The sequence below is a fragment of the Curtobacterium sp. MCLR17_058 genome, from assembly GCF_003234705.2.
Taxonomy (GTDB): Bacteria; Actinomycetota; Actinomycetes; order Actinomycetales; family Microbacteriaceae; genus Curtobacterium; species Curtobacterium flaccumfaciens.
Map to the genome: position 1 here is coordinate 3255843 of NZ_CP126262.1, position 16164 is coordinate 3272006.

The 16164-nt window shown below is 69.5% G+C and carries 11 protein-coding genes and 1 rRNA gene; all 12 read right to left on the reverse strand.

Annotation, left to right across the window (positions count from 1 at the left end; genetic code table 11):
- Positions 1–94: 94 nt before the first annotated feature.
- The 12 genes from DEJ11_RS15350 to pheS all read right to left on the reverse strand — a co-directional run bounded on the left by DEJ11_RS15350 (position 95) and on the right by pheS (position 16086).
- Positions 95–1616 (reverse strand): 16S ribosomal RNA (locus tag DEJ11_RS15350).
- A gap of 580 nt (positions 1617–2196) precedes the next feature.
- Positions 2197–3510, reverse strand: a complete 1314-nt coding sequence (tyrS, locus tag DEJ11_RS15355) for a tyrosine--tRNA ligase (protein ID WP_111105209.1) — start codon at positions 3508–3510, stop codon at positions 2197–2199.
- A 63-nt stretch (positions 3511–3573) separates the two neighbouring features.
- Positions 3574–4272, reverse strand: a complete 699-nt coding sequence (locus DEJ11_RS15360; RefSeq protein ID WP_071405136.1) for a DNA-3-methyladenine glycosylase — start codon at positions 4270–4272, stop codon at positions 3574–3576.
- On the reverse strand, positions 4269–5705 hold the full coding sequence (gene argH, locus DEJ11_RS15365; RefSeq protein ID WP_111105208.1) for an argininosuccinate lyase: 1437 nt from the start codon (positions 5703–5705) through the stop codon (positions 4269–4271). Before argH ends, DEJ11_RS15360 begins: the two co-directional genes overlap by 4 nt.
- Before the next feature lie 70 nt (positions 5706–5775).
- On the reverse strand, positions 5776–6972 hold the full coding sequence (locus tag DEJ11_RS15370; RefSeq protein ID WP_111047954.1) for an argininosuccinate synthase: 1197 nt from the start codon (positions 6970–6972) through the stop codon (positions 5776–5778).
- Positions 6973–6990: 18 nt separating this feature from the next.
- On the reverse strand, positions 6991–7914 hold the full coding sequence (gene argF, locus DEJ11_RS15375) for an ornithine carbamoyltransferase (protein WP_071405139.1): 924 nt from the start codon (positions 7912–7914) through the stop codon (positions 6991–6993).
- Complete coding sequence (locus DEJ11_RS15380; RefSeq protein ID WP_110865443.1) at positions 7911–9134, reverse strand: acetylornithine transaminase; 1224 nt, start codon at positions 9132–9134, stop codon at positions 7911–7913. Before DEJ11_RS15380 ends, argF begins: the two co-directional genes overlap by 4 nt.
- On the reverse strand, positions 9131–10183 hold the full coding sequence (argB, locus tag DEJ11_RS15385; protein WP_071405141.1) for an acetylglutamate kinase: 1053 nt from the start codon (positions 10181–10183) through the stop codon (positions 9131–9133). The genes DEJ11_RS15380 and argB overlap by 4 nt, the downstream gene beginning before the upstream one ends.
- Complete coding sequence (gene argJ, locus DEJ11_RS15390; protein ID WP_071405142.1) at positions 10183–11382, reverse strand: bifunctional glutamate N-acetyltransferase/amino-acid acetyltransferase ArgJ; 1200 nt, start codon at positions 11380–11382, stop codon at positions 10183–10185. The genes argB and argJ overlap by 1 nt, the downstream gene beginning before the upstream one ends.
- Positions 11379–12476: an N-acetyl-gamma-glutamyl-phosphate reductase gene (locus DEJ11_RS15395; protein WP_111025015.1), complete on the reverse strand. Its 1098-nt coding sequence runs from the start codon at positions 12474–12476 to the stop codon at positions 11379–11381. Before DEJ11_RS15395 ends, argJ begins: the two co-directional genes overlap by 4 nt.
- Before the next feature lie 77 nt (positions 12477–12553).
- Complete coding sequence (pheT, locus tag DEJ11_RS15400) at positions 12554–15046, reverse strand: phenylalanine--tRNA ligase subunit beta (RefSeq protein WP_111105207.1); 2493 nt, start codon at positions 15044–15046, stop codon at positions 12554–12556.
- Entirely contained in the window at positions 15046–16086 is a 1041-nt protein-coding gene (gene pheS, locus DEJ11_RS15405; protein WP_071405145.1) for a phenylalanine--tRNA ligase subunit alpha, read from the reverse strand. Before pheS ends, pheT begins: the two co-directional genes overlap by 1 nt.
- Positions 16087–16164: the final 78 nt, after the last annotated feature.

Consider the following 16164-nt stretch of genomic DNA (forward strand, 5'->3'; position numbering starts at 1 on the left):
GCTACCCGTCGGACACGTTCGGTCCGAAACAGGCGCCTGGACCAGCAACCAACCACCCCTAATGGGCGACCAGCACTGACCAGATGCTCCTTAGAAAGGAGGTGATCCAGCCGCACCTTCCGGTACGGCTACCTTGTTACGACTTAGTCCTAATCACCGATCCCACCTTCGACGGCTCCTTCCACAAGGGTTAGGCCACCGGCTTCGGGTGTTACCGACTTTCATGACTTGACGGGCGGTGTGTACAAGGCCCGGGAACGTATTCACCGCAGCGTTGCTGATCTGCGATTACTAGCGACTCCGACTTCATGAGGTCGAGTTGCAGACCTCAATCCGAACTGAGACCGGCTTTTTGGGATTCGCTCCACCTTACGGTATCGCAGCCCTTTGTACCGGCCATTGTAGCATGCGTGAAGCCCAAGACATAAGGGGCATGATGATTTGACGTCATCCCCACCTTCCTCCGAGTTGACCCCGGCAGTCTCCTATGAGTCCCCGGCATAACCCGCTGGCAACATAGAACGAGGGTTGCGCTCGTTGCGGGACTTAACCCAACATCTCACGACACGAGCTGACGACAACCATGCACCACCTGTACACCGACCACAAGGGGGCGACCATCTCTGGCCGTTTCCGGTGTATGTCAAGCCTTGGTAAGGTTCTTCGCGTTGCATCGAATTAATCCGCATGCTCCGCCGCTTGTGCGGGCCCCCGTCAATTCCTTTGAGTTTTAGCCTTGCGGCCGTACTCCCCAGGCGGGGCGCTTAATGCGTTAGCTACGACACAGAAACCGTGGAAAGGTCCCTACATCTAGCGCCCAACGTTTACGGCATGGACTACCAGGGTATCTAATCCTGTTCGCTCCCCATGCTTTCGCTCCTCAGCGTCAGTTACGGCCCAGAGATCTGCCTTCGCCATCGGTGTTCCTCCTGATATCTGCGCATTCCACCGCTACACCAGGAATTCCAATCTCCCCTACCGCACTCTAGTCTGCCCGTACCCACTGCAAGCCCGAGGTTGAGCCTCGGGATTTCACAGCAGACGCGACAAACCGCCTACGAGCTCTTTACGCCCAATAATTCCGGACAACGCTTGCACCCTACGTATTACCGCGGCTGCTGGCACGTAGTTAGCCGGTGCTTTTTCTGCAGGTACCGTCACTTTCGCTTCTTCCCTACTAAAAGAGGTTTACAACCCGAAGGCCGTCATCCCTCACGCGGCGTTGCTGCATCAGGCTTTCGCCCATTGTGCAATATTCCCCACTGCTGCCTCCCGTAGGAGTCTGGGCCGTGTCTCAGTCCCAGTGTGGCCGGTCACCCTCTCAGGCCGGCTACCCGTCGTCGCCTTGGTGAGCCATTACCTCACCAACAAGCTGATAGGCCGCGAGTCCATCCCCAACCAAAAAATCTTTCCACCACCAGACCATGCGGCCAGTGATCATATCCAGTATTAGACGTCGTTTCCAACGCTTATCCCAGAGTCAGGGGCAGGTTACTCACGTGTTACTCACCCGTTCGCCACTAATCCACCCAGCAAGCTGGGCATCATCGTTCGACTTGCATGTGTTAAGCACGCCGCCAGCGTTCGTCCTGAGCCAGGATCAAACTCTCCGTAAAAAATACAGACCCAACACCCGAAGGCATCAGACCGAGTTGATTCTGACTGTTGACTGTCTACTGACAATCTTCAATCCAAAAGGAATTGCTTCATGACCCAGTCAGCAAGCCGACCAGGCACGAGGTCAATCAATAAATTGGCATTGACAATGTGCACGCTGTTGAGTTCTCAAGGACCAGACGCGCTTGCTCCTCGGCTCGAGTTCGAGCTTCAGCCACAAGGCTTGTGTTCTTGGCTTGCCACCGGTTGTTCGTCGGACCCGGAGGTCCAGTGGCTCATCCCGAGGGGAGAGAACCGGTGGGCTTGTCATCCTAGGCGTCGAAGCGATCCGGCGCAAGGCCCGATCTGAACTTCAGTGGAGGATGGTCCCGCTTGAGGGCCGACGTGCTCTGGGCTTTCGCTCCAGCCGCTCCGCCGCACCTTTGGGGTGACGAGTAAGAACTATACGCAGCCCTGAGCGAGTGCGCCAAGCCAGCCCCCATCCCGGGCGTGTCGCGTTGTGCAACACACGTCGCCCGGACGCAGCGATGCCCGGTTCCACAGGGGAACCGGGCATCGCAGGGGGTCGAGCAACCGGGATCAGGCGAGCGTCACTCCGGCGAGGGTCTTCTTGCCACGACGGAGGACGAGCACTCCCCCGGGCAGGGCGAGTCCGGACAGCGGGGCGGCCGGGTCTTCGGCCCGGACGTTGTTCACGGAGACGCCGCCCTGGTCGATCGCGCGGCGGGCTTCACCGAGGGACTTCACGAGTCCGGTCTCCACGAGTGCCCGTGCGACGTCCGCTCCGGAGTCGAGCGTGACCGACCCCGGCAGCGCGGCGATCGCCGACCGCAGGGTCTCCGGGTCGAGCGCACCGAGGTCACCGTTGCCGAACAGCGCGGCCGCGGCATCGATCGCCGCCTGGGTCGCCGCGACCCCGTGCACGATCGAGGTGACCTCGAAGGCCAGGGTCCGCTGGGCCTCTCGTCGGAAGGGCTCGTCGGCGACGGCCTGCTCGAGTCGTTCGATCTCGGCACGCTTCAGGAACGTGAACTGCCGCAGCCGGGCGATCACGTCGGCGTCCGTCGTGTTGAGCCAGAACTGGTACATGGCGTAGGGCGAGGTCATCTCGGCGTCGAGCCAGATCGCGTTGCCCTCGCTCTTGCCGAACTTCGTGCCGTCGGAGTTCGTGATGAGCGGGGTCCCGAGGGCGTGCACCGTGGCACCTTCGGCACGACGGACGAGCTCCGTGCCCGAGGTCAGGTTGCCCCACTGGTCCGAGCCACCGGTCTGCAGCGTGCACCCGTACTGCCGGAAGAGTTCGCGGTAGTCGAGCCCCTGCAGGATCTGGTAGCTGAACTCGGTGTAGCTGATCCCCGCATCGGAGTTCAGGCGCGCGGCCACCGCGTCCTTCTTGAGCATCGAGTTGACGCGGAAGTACTTGCCGACGTCGCGCAGGAAGTCGATCGCGGACAACGGGGCGGTCCAGTCGAGGTTGTTCACCAGCCGGACGCCGTTGTCGCCGTCCGGACTGAGGAACCGGGACACCTGGGTCTGCAGCCGGGACACCCACTCCGCCACGGTCTCCGGCGTGTTCAGCGTGCGCTCGGCCGTGGGACGCGGATCGCCGATGAGACCGGTCGAACCACCCACCAACGCGAGCGGCTTGTGCCCCGCGAGCTGCAGCCGACGCATGGTCAGGAGCTGCAGCAGGTTGCCGCAGTGCAGCGACGGCGCCGTCGGGTCGAAGCCGCAGTAGTACGTGATCGGCTCACCGTCGAGGGCCTCTTGCAGCGCGGTCTCGTCGGTCGAGACCTGCACCAGACCGCGCCACTGCAGTTCGTCCCACACCGAGTCGAAGGCGGGGTCGTTCTGCTGGCGCGTCAGGACGTCTTGAGCGGTATCACTGGACACCCCGCCATCGTAGCGGCGACGGACGTCCGGCAGGCGCGGCGGCCGGGAGGCCCGTGGCCGGGTTCACGAGTCGAGGGCGCCCTTGTGCCGCCGGTACGTCGAGACCGTGGGGTCACCCGTCAGCCAGAAGCGCCAGGGGTACCGCGCCCCGCCGGCGATGCCGCCGACGCCGGTGCGCGGCCCGCGGGAGATCCGCGGGACCGCAGCGCCCGCGGGCGGACCGGCCAGGGTCTCGGACAGGAGCTCGTCGATCACGTGGGCCGGTCCGGCGGAGGCGAGCCGGGCCTCCAGGCCGGGTGCCAGAGTGAGCACGAACGGGCCGGACCCGTCGAGGAGCGAGGTGCCGTCGTCCTGCCCGAGGACCGCTCCGAGCGCACCACCGAGATTGCCGGGCCCGCGTGCCAGGGCGACGTCCGCGACCTTCGACCCGCGACGCGCTCGCGCGACGTCGAGTCCCTCGACGACCTGCGCACCGCGCAGCAGGGAGCCCGACGAGGTGCCGGCAGGCCCGCTCACGACGTTGACGCAGGTGTGGATGCCGTACGAGCGGTAGGCGTACAGCGTGCCGGGCGGCCCGAAGAGGTGGCGGTTGCGCTCCGTCATCCCCCGGTGACCGTGTGATCCGGGATCGGTGGGGCCGGAGTAGGCCTCGACCTCGGTGATGCGGAGCGCCACGCCGCGCCCAGCGATCGTCGCACCGAGCAGGGCCGGCGCGGCGATCGGGGCGGGCTCGGCGAGCAGCGCGGCGATCCCCTCGGTCATCGCGAGAAGGGCGCGCCCTCGGCCAGGTCGCGGACACGGCGGGTGACGGACGCGAGCTGCTCGGCGACCCGGTCGGGTGCAGTGCCCCCGACGCCGGAGCGCGATGCGACGCTGCCCTCGATGGTCAGGACGGCACGGACGTCGGGCGTGAGGTGCTCGGACACGGACCGGTACTCGTCGTCGGTCGGCTCGTCGAGCTCGATGCCGCGCTCCTCGCAGTACCGGACGAGCGCGCCGGAGACCTCGTGCGCGTCGCGGAACGGGACGCCCTGCCGGACCAGCCACTCGGCGACGTCCGTCGCGAGCGAGAAGCCCTGCGGCGCGAGCTCGGCCATCCGGTCGGTGTCGAAGGTCAGGGTCGCGATCATGCCGGTGAACGCGGGCAACAGGACCTCGAGCGTGGCGACGGAGTCGAAGACCGGCTCCTTGTCCTCCTGCAGGTCGCGGTTGTACGCCAGCGGCAGTCCCTTGAGGGTCGCGAGGAGCCCGGTCAGGTTGCCGATCAGACGCCCCGACTTGCCCCGGGCGAGCTCGGCGATGTCCGGGTTCTTCTTCTGCGGCATGATGCTCGAGCCGGTCGAGAAGGCGTCGTGGAGCCGGACGAAGCCGAACTCCTTCGTGTTCCAGAGGATGACCTCTTCCGACAGGCGCGAGACGTCGATGCCGATCTGCGCGAGGACGAACGCGAACTCGGCGACGACGTCACGGGCGGCAGTGGCGTCGATCGAGTTGTCCGCCGGGCGGTCGAAGCCGAGCTCCGCGGCGATCGCGGCGGGGTCGAGGCCGAGCGAACTCCCTGCCAGCGCACCGGCACCGTACGGGCTGACGCTCGTGCGGCCGGCCCAGTCGCGGAGGCGCTCGAGGTCGCGGACGAGCGGCCAGGCGTGCGCGAGCAGGTGGTGGGCCAGGAGCACGGGCTGCGCGTGCTGCAGGTGCGTGCGCCCCGGCATGATCGCGGCCGGGTGCTCGGTCGCCTGCTGGGTGATCGCGTCGACGAGGTCGATCACGAGCCGGCCGATGCGCCGCCCGTGGTCGAGCATGTGCATGCGGCCGAGGGTTGCGATCTGGTCGTTGCGGCTGCGACCAGCGCGGAGCTTGCCGCCGAGTTCGGGACCGAGGTCGGCGATGAGCAGGCGTTCGAGGGCGCCGTGGACGTCCTCGTCGGAGTCGTCGGGCTGCAGCGTGCCGTCGGCGTGCGCCGCTTCGAGCCGGTCGAGGCCGGCGAGCATCCGTTCGAGCTCGTCGGCGGTCAGGTAGCCCGCGGTGTGCAGCGCTCGGGCGTGGGCACGGGACCCCGCGATGTCGTAGGGCGCGAGCTGCCAGTCGAAGTGCGTCGACTTCGAGAGCGCAGCGAGGGCCGCACTCGGGCCGTCGGCGAAGCGGCCGCCCCAGAGGGCACCGGTGTTGGTGGCGTCGGTCTTCTCGTCGGTCATGTCGTCCTGCGTCGTTTCGTCGGTGCTGGGTCGGGCCGGGGGCTGTTGGTCGGTGCGGGGTTGCTGTCGGTCAGTTCGCCGCGTCGCGGCGGGCGGAGATCTTGCTGGGCAGTGACCAGAGCTCGATGAACCCCCTGGACACGGACTGGTCGAACGCGTCGCCGGTGTCCGACGTCGCCAGGTCGAAGTCGTAGAGGCTCTGCTCCGACCGACGGCCCGTCACGGTGGCACGCCCGCCCTGCAGCCGCAACCGGACGTCGCCGGAGACGTGCTGCTGGGTGTGCTCCACGAACGCGTCGAGACTGCGCTTGAGTCCGCCGAACCACAGGCCGTCGTAGACCAGGTCGGCCCACTCGGACTCGACGCCGCGTTTGAACCGGGCGACGTCGCGCTCGAGGGTGAGGCTCTCGAGCTCCTCGTGCGCGGCGATGAGCGCGATCGCGGCCGGCGCCTCGTAGACCTCGCGCGACTTGATGCCGACCACCCGGTCCTCGACGACGTCGATCCGCCCGACGCCGTGCTTGCCGGCGACCGCGTTGAGCTCCTGCACCATGCGCAGCACGCTGAACCGCTGCCCGTCGAGGGCGACCGGGACACCGCGGTCGAAGGTGATCGTGACCTCGTCGGCCTGCTGCGGGAGCGCCGGGTCCTGCGTGGTCGCGTAGAGGTCGTCTGCGGGGGCGGTCCACGGGTCCTCGAGGAGCCCGGTCTCGACCGCTCGGCCCCACACGTTCTGGTCGACCGACCACGGCTCCCGCTCCGAATGCTGGATCGGCAGCCGGTGCTCCTCCGCGTAGGCGATGGCGCGGTCGCGGGTGAGGGCGAGGTCCCGCACCGGTGCGACGGTCCGCAGGTCCGGTGCGATCGCCGCGACGGCTGCCTCGAAGCGGACCTGGTCGTTGCCCTTGCCGGTGGAGCCGTGCGCGACGCTGTCGGCACCGAGTTGCTTCGCCGTCAGTGCGAGGTGCTTCGCGATGAGCGGGCGGCTCAGTGCCGAGACGAGCGGGTACCGCTTCTGGTAGAGCGCGTTGGCCCGGAGCGCCGGCACGATGTACTCGTCGGCGAACTCGTCCTTGGCGTCGACGACGAGCGACTCGACGGCGCCGCAGTCGAGCGCACGCTGCCGGACCGCCTCGAGGTCCTCGCCGCCCTGGCCGACGTCGACCACGAGCGCGACGACGTCCTTGCCGGTGGCGTCGCGCAGCCAACCGATCCCGACGGAGGTGTCGAGACCGCCGGAGTACGCGAGGACGACGCGGTCAGCCACTGGTGTTCGGTCCGTCGGCTAGTCGTTGGCGAGCAGCCAGGCCAGCAGCGCCTTCTGGGCGTGCAGACGGTTCTCCGCCTCGTCCCAGATGATGCTGCGCGGGCCGTCGATGACGTCGGCGGTCACTTCGAACCCCCGGTCGGCCGGCAGGCAGTGCATGAAGACGGCGTCGTCGGCGGCGTGCGCCATGAGCGCGTCGTCGACGCGGTACCCCGCGAAGGTGTCGAGGCGCGACTGCTTCTCGGACTCCTTGCCCATCGACACCCAGGTGTCGGTGACGACCACGTCGGCACCCGCGACCGCGGCCACCGGGTCGGTCACCACGAGGACGGAGCCGCCCGTCACGGCGGCGCGTTCCTCGGCGTCGGTGACGACCTGCGCCGACGGGGAGAACTCGGCGGGAGCGGCGACGCGGACGTGCATGCCCGCTGTCGCCCCGGCGAGCAGGTACGACTGCGCCATGTTGCTCGCACCGTCGCCGATGAACGCCACGGTCTGCCCGGCGAGGGCGCCGCGGTGCTCACGGATGGTGAGCAGGTCGGCGAGGAGCTGGCAGGGGTGGAAGTCGTCGGAGAGCGCGTTGACGACGGGGACCGTCGTGCCGGCGGCCATCTCCTCGAGCCCGGCCTGACCGTAGGTGCGCCACACGATCGCCGACACCATGCGCTCGAGCACGCGGGCGGTGTCCGACGGGGTCTCCTTGCCGCCGAGCTGGCTGTTCGCCGTCGAGATGATCAGCGGGCTGCCGCCGAGGTCGGAGATGCCGACGTGGAAGGACACCCGGGTGCGGGTCGACGACTTGTCGAAGATCACCGCGACGCTCTGCGGACCGGCCAGCGGCTTCTCCGCCCAGCGGTCGGCCTTCATGCGGTCGGCGATGTCGAGGATCGCGGACTGCTCGGCCTGGCTCAGGTCGTCGTCACGGAGGAAGTGGCGGGTCATGCGGTGGGCTCCTGCGCTGCGGCGACGGCCGCGAGGCTCTGGGCGAGGATCGACAGGAACTCGTCGATCTCGGCGTCGGACACGATGAGCGGCGGCGCGATGCGCAGGCTCGACTCGTTGGGGGCGTTGATGATGAGGCCACGCTCGAGGGCGGCAGCGTTGACGGCCGGACCGATCGGACCGGTCAGACCGACGCCGATGAGCAGGCCGGTGCCACGGACCTCTTCCACCAGCGGGGAACCGATGGCGCGGATGCCGTCACGGATCCGCTCGCCCTTGACCACTGCGCCGGCGACGAGTTCCGCACGCTCGATCTCCTCGAGCACCGCGTTGGCGACGCGGGTGCCGAGCGGGTTGCCGCCGAAGGTCGACCCGTGCTGGCCGGCCGAGAACAGGTCGGACGCCCAGCCGAACGTGACGAGGGCGCCGATGGGGAAGCCACCGGCGATGCCCTTCGCGACGGTGATGGCGTCCGGCGTCACACCGTGGCCCTGGAACGCGAACCAGTTGCCGGTCCGGCCGACACCCGTCTGGATCTCGTCGAGGATCAGCAGTGCGCCGTGCTCCGCGGTCAGTCGGCGTGCCGCCAGCAGGAAGCCCTCGGGCAGGTCGACCACGCCGGCCTCGCCCTTGATGGGTTCGAGGATCAGGGCGGCGACGGAGTCGTCGATCGACGCTTCGAGCGCCTCGATCGAGGTGTCGATGTGCTCGACGCCCGGGATCATCGGCAGGAAGTCCTGCTGCAGCGCGGGCTTGCCGGTGAGCGCGAGCGCGCCCATCGTGCGGCCGTGGAAGCCCTGCTTGAGCGCGAGGATCCGGGTCTTGGTGCCGTCCGCACCCTTGTTGAGGCGAGCGAGCTTGAACGCGGCCTCGTTCGCCTCGGCGCCGGAGTTGCCGAAGTAGACACGGCCCGCGTCGCCCGCGCCGGTGATGCGCTTCAGGCGCTCGGCGAGTTCGAGCTGCGGCGGGGTGGCGAAGTAGTTCGACACGTGCACGAGCTTCGCGGCCTGGTCGGCGATCGCCTCCACCAGGGCGGGGTGCGCGTGGCCGAGCGAGTTCACCGCGATGCCGGCGAGGAAGTCGAGGTACTCGTTGCCGTCGACGTCCCAGACGCGGCAGCCCTGGCCACGCTCGAGCATGATCTTGGGCGGGGTCAGGGATCGCATGAGCGACGCCCCGAACCGGTCGTTCCAGGTCTCGGTCTGCGTCTCGGTGCTCACTGCTGGTGTCCCTTCTCGTCCGTACCCGCCACGTGCTGGCCGGTACTGCTGTCGATCGACGGCGACGCCACGCGACGGCCGATCTCGGCGTGGGTCATCTGGTTCTCGGTTCGTCGGCTCGGGTCCGGGATCACCTCGGTGCCCGCACCCCGCAGGGTGAAGACCTCGAGCAGGATCGAGTGCGGGATCCGGCCGTCGATGATCGTCGCACCGCCGACCCCGCCGACCACGGCGTCGAGGCACGCGGTCATCTTCGGGATCATCCCCGACTCGAGGCTCGGCAGGAGTTCGCGGAGCTCGTCGACGGCGATGAGGTCGACGATCGAGTCACGGTCGGGCCAGTTGCGGTACAGGCCGGGGACGTCGGTGAGCATCATGAGCTTCGAGGCCCGCAGCGCGATCGCCAGGGCACCCGCCGCAGCGTCCGCGTTCACGTTGAGTGCCTGGTCGGGGTGCGCGTCGTCGATCGCGATGCTCGAGACGACCGGGATCCGGCCGGCCTCGATCGCGGCGAGCACACCGGACGGGTCGACGTGGGTGATGTCCCCGACGTGGCCGAGGTCGTACTCCTGCCCGTCGACGACGACGCCCTTCTTCTCGCCGGTGAACAGCGAGCCGCCGTCGCCGAACACGCCGACGGCCAGTCCCTCGCCGTGTTCGTTCACCAAGTCGACGATCTCGCGGTTGACCTCGCCGGCCAGGACGTCGCGGACGACGGTGATCGCCTCGGTCGTCGTGACGCGGTAGCCGCCGCGGAACTCGGACTCGATGCCCTGTTCCTTGAGGGCCGCGGAGATCTGCGGGCCGCCGCCGTGCACGACGACGGGGTGCAGACCGGCGTAGCGCAGGTAGACCATGTCCTCGGCGAAGGCGCGCTTCAGGTCCTCGTTCACCATGGCGTTGCCGCCGAACTTGACCACGACGACCTTGCCCGAGAAGCGCTTCAGCCAGGGCAGCGACTCGATGAGCGTCGCGGCCTTGACCGCGGCGAACTCGTGTTCTTCTTCCTTCGTGAGGGGCGTGCCGGCCCCGTTCGTGTCCGCCGCCATCAGCTGGAGTACGCGCTGTTCTCGTGCACGTAGTCGTGCGTGAGGTCGTTGGTCAGGATCGTGGCCGAGTGCGTGCCGACACCGAGGTCGATGCGCACGTGGGTGTCACGAGGGGTCAGGTCGACGGAGTCGCTCGGCTCGTCGGGTGCGCCCGCGTGGCAGACCCGGACGCCGTTCATGCTGACGTCCACCGCGTACGGGTCGAACTCGGCGTCGGTGGTGCCGATCGCTGCGAGCACCCGGCCCCAGTTCGGGTCGTTGCCGAAGACGGCCGCCTTGAACAGGTTGTTCCGGGCGACGCTCCGACCGACGGTCACGGCGTCGTCCTCCGTCGCGGCGTGCACGACCTCGATCGCGATGTCGTGGCTCGCACCCTCGGCGTCCTGCTGCAGCTGGCGGGCCAGATCGGCGCAGACCGCGGTCAGGGCTTCCTGGAAGTCACCGACCTCTGGCGTCACGCCGCTCGCACCCGACGACAGCAGCACGACGGTGTCGTTCGTGGACATGCAGCCGTCGGAGTCGACCCGGTCGAACGTGATGCGGGTGGCGGCACGGAGCGCCTGGTCGAGCTGGTCCGGCGTCTGCACGGCGTCGGTCGTGATGACGACGAGCATCGTCGCGAGGCCCGGGGCGAGCATCCCGGCGCCCTTGGCCATGCCGCCGACGGTCCAGCCGTCCTCGGTCACGACGGACTGCTTGGCCTTCGTGTCCGTCGTCATGATCGCGGTCGCCGCGTCCGGGCCGCCGTCGCTGCTGAGTGCAGTGCTCGCCAGGTCGACGCCACGGAGCACGTTGTCGCGGAAGGTCTGGTCGCCGACACCGATGAGCCCGGTGGAGCAGACGACGACGTCACCGGCTCCGATCCCGAGGGCGTCGCCCACGGCCTCGGCCGTCAGGTGCGTGGTCTGGAAGCCGAACGGGCCGGTGAAGCAGTTCGCGCCACCGGAGTTCAGGACGACGGCACGGGCGACGCCGTCCCCGACGACCTGGCGGGACCAGATCACGGGGTGCGCCTGGGCTCGGTTGCTGGTGAAGACGGCGGCCACGGCCGCGTCGGGGCCGTCGTTGACGACGAGGGCCACGTCCGGCTTGCCGCTCGTCTTGAGGCCTGCGGTGACACCGGCGGCGCGGAAGCCCGCTGCCGCGGTGACGCCCTGGAGGCCCGGCTCGGTCTGGGTGGTCGTGCCTGCGTCGGTCACGGTGCGACTCCGTCCACGCTGAGGCCCGTGGTCTCGGGGAGACCGAGGGCGATGTTCGCCGACTGGACGGCGGCGCCGGCCGTGCCCTTGGCGAGGTTGTCGAGCGCGGTCACCGCGACGACGCGGCCGGCGGCCTCGTCGACGGCGATGCCGACGAGCGCGGTGTTCGCACCGATCGTGTCCGCGACCCGGGGGAACTCGCCCTCGGGCAGCAGGTGGACGAAGGGCTCGTCGGCGTACGCCTGCTCCCAGGCGAGTCGGACGTCGCGTGCGCTGACGCCGGGCGAGAGCTTCGCGGTGGTGGTCGCCAGGATGCCCCGCGACATCGGGACCAGGACCGGCGTGAACGAGATCGTCACGTCGGCGGCCCCCGCGACCTGCAGGTTCTGCTGGATCTCGGGGACGTGCCGGTGCGAGCCACCGACGGCGTAGGCGCTGGCGGACCCCATGATCTCGGAGGCCAGGTAGGTGGTGGCCAGCTTCTTGCCGGCGCCGCTCGGGCCGACGCTGAGCACCGCGACGAGGTCGTCGGACTCGACGAGGCCGGCCTGGATGCCCGGCTGGATGCCGAGCGTCACCGCGGTGACGTTGCAGCCGGGGACCGCGATGCGCTTCGTGCCGACCAGGGCGGAACGCTGCTTGCCCTGCGACGCGATGTCGTCGACCTCGCGCCATTCGTCGGCCGAACCCGGGGTGGGCGCCGCGAGCAGGAGCTCGGGCAGCCCGTACGTCCATGCACCGAAGTAGTCGCCGCCGTAGAACCGCTCCCACGCCGCCGGGTCCGTCAGCCGGTGGTCCGCGCCGCAGTCGATGACGAGCGCGTCGTCGCCGAGTTCCGCGGTGATCGCTCCCGACTGCCCGTGCGGCAGCGCCAGGAACACCACGTCGTGCCCGCGCAGCGTCTCGGCCGTCGTCTCCGCCAGCGTCAGGTGCGACAGGGAACGGAGGTGCGGCTGCGTCGCGATCAGGGGCTGTCCGGCGTTCGAGAACGCCGTCACCGTCCTGACCTCGAACTCGGGGTGGGCGGAGAGCACGCGCAGGAGCTCACCACCCGCGTAGCCGGAGGCTCCCGCCACGGCGACTGATACGGACATGGGATTCCACCTTTGGTCGGACTGGTCGTCGAGAGAGTCGGAGGCGGCGACCCCGGGCGGTGCTGATCCCGTGTGGGTCAGTCGCGCAGGGTCGCCCCGAATCGCTCGCCGGCACGTCGGACAGCGCCGTCACGGGCCTCGGTGGCCTCGGCAGCGGTCAGCGTGCGGTCCGTGGCACGGAAGCGCAGGGCGAACGTCAGGGACTTCTGTCCCTCGTCCACGCCGGAGCCCCGGTAGTCATCCACGAGCCGAGCATACTCCAACAGGTCTCCGGCGCCAGAGCGCACCGCATCCAGCACGTCACCGGCCGGCACGCCGGCGTCGACGACGAGCGAGAGGTCCTGCGTGGCCGCCGGGTAGGAGACGATCGGCGCGACCGCGACGAGTTCCGGGGCAGCGGCGACGAGCGCGTCGAGGTCGAGCTCGACGACCGCCACCACCCGGGGCAGGACGGCGGCCTCGGCCAGTTCGGGCAGGAGCTCACCGGCGACGCCCACGACCGTGCCGTCGACGAGCAGCGACGCGGCCCGGCCCGGGTGCAGGGACGGATGGGTCGTCTGTGCGACGGTGAGTTCCACACCGACGGCCCAGGCGACCTGGCGGGCAGCGTCGATCGCGTCGGCGATGCCGAACGGTTCCGCCATGGTGCCGGGCTGCTTGACGACCCGGTGGCCGGTGAGCAGCGCGGCGACGTGGAAGGGCTGGGCGGGCAGCGAGGCGTCCAGCGCCTCGAGCGTTGCACGGTCGGGCCGGGCGGCGCCCGCCGGGACCTCGTCGGTGCCGAGCGTCACGCCCGTCACCGGCAGGAACACCCGGGACGTCTCGTAGAGCGCGACGTCGACGAGCCCGCGCGACACGTTGCGACGGGCAGCGTCGACCAGGGCCGGAACGCCGCTCCGGCGCAGGAGGTTCTGCTCGCTGTCCAGGGCGTTCGCGAGCACGACGCTCGGTCCGCCCTGCGGGTCGATCCCCGGGTAGGCGTCCTGCGTGGCCGCCGACACGAACGGTGCCGTGACGACCTCGGTCAGGCCCGCCGCGGCCAGCGCCGAGGCGACCCGACGACGAGCCTGCTGGTGCCGGGTCAGGCCCCGGCCGGGCGGAGCGACCGGCAGCACGCTGGGGATCCGGTCGTAGCCGACGATGCGCGCGACCTCTTCGACGAGGGTGGTGTCGTCGGTCAGGTCGGGACGCCAGGTGGGCGGGGTGACCGCGAGCTGCTCGCCGTCGGCCTCGACCGTGGCGCCGATCGCGCGGAGCGTGTCGATGACCTCGGCGTCGGTGTACTCGACACCGACGAGCTCGGCCGGACGCGAGAGCCGCATCGTCACGGTCGCCCGCGGCTCGGTGTCGACGAGCGTCGACCCGAGGGCGTCAGCGGTGCCGCCGGCGAGCTCGACGAGGAGCTCGACGGCACGGGTCGCCGCGGCCTCGGCCACCTGCGGGTCGACCCCGCGCTCGAAGCGACGGGATGCCTCACTGGGGAGCTTGTGGCGACGAGCGGTGCGGGCGATGGAGACCTGGTCGAACCCGGCTGCCTCGATCAGGACGTCGGTGGTGCTCGCCGAGATCTCGGTGCGGGCTCCGCCCATGACGCCGGCGAGGCCGACGGGACCGTCGTCGTCGGTGATGACGAGGTCTTCGGGGTCGAGCTTCCGAACCGTGCCGTCGAGGGTCTCGAGCGTCTCGCCAGCGGTCGCCCGACGCACGCCGAGGCCGCCCGCGATGGTCTGCAGGTCGTAACCGTGCAGCGGCTGGCCGAGCTCGAACATGACGTAGTTCGTGATGTCGACGGGCAGGGAGATCGAGCGCACCCCGGCCAGCGACAGGCGCGACACCATCCAGGACGGTGTCTTGGCGGCCGGGTCGATCCCGCGCACGACGCGCGTGACGAACGTCGACGCTCCGACTCGACCCCGGATCGGGGCCTGGTCGTCGATCGTGACCCGGAAGCCCTCGGCCGCACGCGGCGCGACGCGGTCGACGGGGTCGTGGAAGCTGGCTCCGGTGGCGTGCGCGTACTCACGGGCGACACCGCGCATGCTGAGCACGTAGCCGCGGTCCGGCGTGACGTTGATCTCGACCGCGGCGTCGTCGAGGCCGAGGAGCGCGATGGCGTCGGCACCGACGGTGGGGTCCATGCCGAGGTCGGCGAAGCGCAGGATGCCGTCGTGCTCGTCGCCCAGCCCGAGCTCGCGGGCCGAGGCGATCATGCCGTCGGACACGTGCCCGTAGGTCTTGCGGGCGGCGATCGGGAACGGCCCCGGCAGGACCGCACCGGGCAGCGTGACGACGACCAGGTCGCCGACGTCGAAGTTGTGCGCGCCGCAGACGATGCCGCGGGGCTCGGCTTCGCCGACGTCCACCTGGCACCAGTTGATGGTCTTGCCGTTCTTCTGCGGCTCGGGGACGCGCTCGAGGACCCGACCGACCACGATGGGACCGGTCAGGTCGAAGGTGTGGACGTCCTCTTCCTCGAAGCCGACCGACACGAGCGCCGCGTGGACGTGCTCGAGGGTGACGTCCTCGGGGAGGTCGACGGACTCACCGAGCCAACGGAGTGGGACGCGCATCAGACCACCGTTCCGAACTGCTGCGAGAAGCGGATGTCGCCCTCGAGGAAGTCACGCATGTCGTTCAGGCCGTTGCGGAACTGCAGAGTCCGCTCGATGCCCATGCCGAACGCGAAGCCCTGGTACTCGTCCGGGTCGATGCCGGCGGCACGCAGGACGTTGGGGTTCACCATGCCGCAGCCACCCCACTCGACCCACCGCGCGCCACCCTTGGCGTTCGGCTGCCAGACGTCCATCTCGGCGCTGGGCTCGGTGAACGGGAAGTAGTTCGGGCGGAGCCGGATCTGCGCCTCGGCGCCGAACATCTGCCGGGCGAAGTGCTCGAGCGTGCCGCGCAGGTGCGCCATCGTCAGGCCCTTGTCGATCGCGATGCCCTCGACCTGGGTGAAGACCGGCAGGTGCGTGGCGTCGAGCTCGTCGGCACGGTAGACGCGACCCGGCGCGATGACGTACAGCGGGAGGTCACGCGACAGGAGCGACCGCACCTGCACCGGCGAGGTGTGGGTGCGCATGACCAGGTGCCGGTCGACGGGCTCGACGAAGATCGTGTCCGCCATGGCCCGGGCCGGGTGGTCCTGGTCGAAGTTCAGGGCGTCGAAGTTGAACCACTCGTGCTCGAGCTCGGGGCCTTCTGCCACTTCCCACCCCATGCCGACGAAGATGTCGGCGACGGCTTCGTTCAGCAGCGAGAGCGGGTGGCGGGAGCCGGTGGCGCGGTGGACCGGCAACGCGGTGACGTCGACGCGCTCGGCTTCGAGCCGTGCGTGTTCCTCGGCCACCGCGAGGACGGATTCCTGCTCGGCGATCGCCGCGTTCACCCGCCCACGGGCCTGCCCGACGAGCTTGCCCGCCGCGGCCTTCTGCTCCGGCGGCACACTGCGCATCGATGCGTTCATCCGCGCCAACGGTGACTGCTCACCGGTGTGCTCGGCCCTGGCCTGCTTCAGTTCGGCGACCGTCGTCGTGGCACGGACGGCGGCGAGGGCCGCGTCCACCGCGTCGGCGACGGCCGATTCGCTGATCTCGAGAGGTTCTGACACGAGACCCAAGCCTACCGGCCGTCGGGATACCACCCACCTGCACCGAGCGGACGGTGGATGACCGACGCCGACGACCGG

Bases quoted from the DNA above. Each gene is read 5' to 3' on its own strand.
- DEJ11_RS15360 (WP_071405136.1), bottom strand. From the start codon at position 4,272: ATGACCGAGGGGATCGCCGCGCTGCTCGCCGAGCCCGCCCCGATCGCC.
- argH (WP_111105208.1), bottom strand. From the start codon at position 5,705: ATGACCGACGAGAAGACCGACGCCACCAACACCGGTGCCCTCTGGGGC.
- argF (WP_071405139.1), bottom strand. From the start codon at position 7,914: ATGACCCGCCACTTCCTCCGTGACGACGACCTGAGCCAGGCCGAGCAG.
- argB (WP_071405141.1), bottom strand. From the start codon at position 10,183: ATGGCGGCGGACACGAACGGGGCCGGCACGCCCCTCACGAAGGAAGAA.
- DEJ11_RS15395 (WP_111025015.1), bottom strand. From the start codon at position 12,476: ATGTCCGTATCAGTCGCCGTGGCGGGAGCCTCCGGCTACGCGGGTGGT.
- pheT (WP_111105207.1), bottom strand. From the start codon at position 15,046: ATGCGCGTCCCACTCCGTTGGCTCGGTGAGTCCGTCGACCTCCCCGAG.